We start from the raw sequence: 657 nt of genomic DNA on the forward strand, positions 1-657 counted from the left end.
GGCGAAACTAACTTTGATATCGATCTTTCGTTACCACGTAACGAGATAAGTGCATTATTTGGACGTTCTGGAGCTGGTAAAACCACATTAATCAATGTGATTAGTGGGTTGGTGACGCCACAACAGGGCAGAATTGCAATTGGTGATCACGTCTTGTTTGACAGTGAACAAGGGATCAATTTACCAACGCATAAACGTAAAATCGGGTATGTATTTCAGGACTCGCGTTTATTTCCTCATTACTCTGTACAGGGCAATCTTTTGTATGGGGTGAAGGCAAAAGATGATGCGTATTTTGATGCCGTGACGGACTTGCTCTCCATCAAACCTCTTTTAAAGCGTTTTCCAATCTCACTCTCTGGCGGTGAAAAGCAACGTGTCGCTATTGCTCGTGCACTGTTATCGAAGCCGGATTTGTTGTTGATGGATGAACCTCTCGCATCACTAGATATGCCCAGAAAGCGTGAAGTCATGCCATTTCTGGAAGAGTTGTCAGACAAGGTGAACATTCCCATTATCTATGTAACGCATAGCCTACAAGAGATTTTGAGGCTTGCTCAGCATCTTGCGATTATCGATAAAGGACAAGTAACCACATCTGGCAAACTTGAAGAGGTTTGGGCTTCTCACGCAATGCGACCATGGCAATCATTCTCC

At 43.8% G+C, this 657-nt stretch carries 1 protein-coding gene; it reads left to right on the top strand.

What is annotated here, in order from left to right; translation table 11 throughout:
- Positions 1-657, top strand: a 657-nt coding sequence (modC, locus tag R7P74_RS27000) for a molybdenum ABC transporter ATP-binding protein (RefSeq protein ID WP_318123740.1), incomplete at both ends; no start/stop codon positions are given.

Source organism: Vibrio sp. 2033, assembly GCF_033339735.1.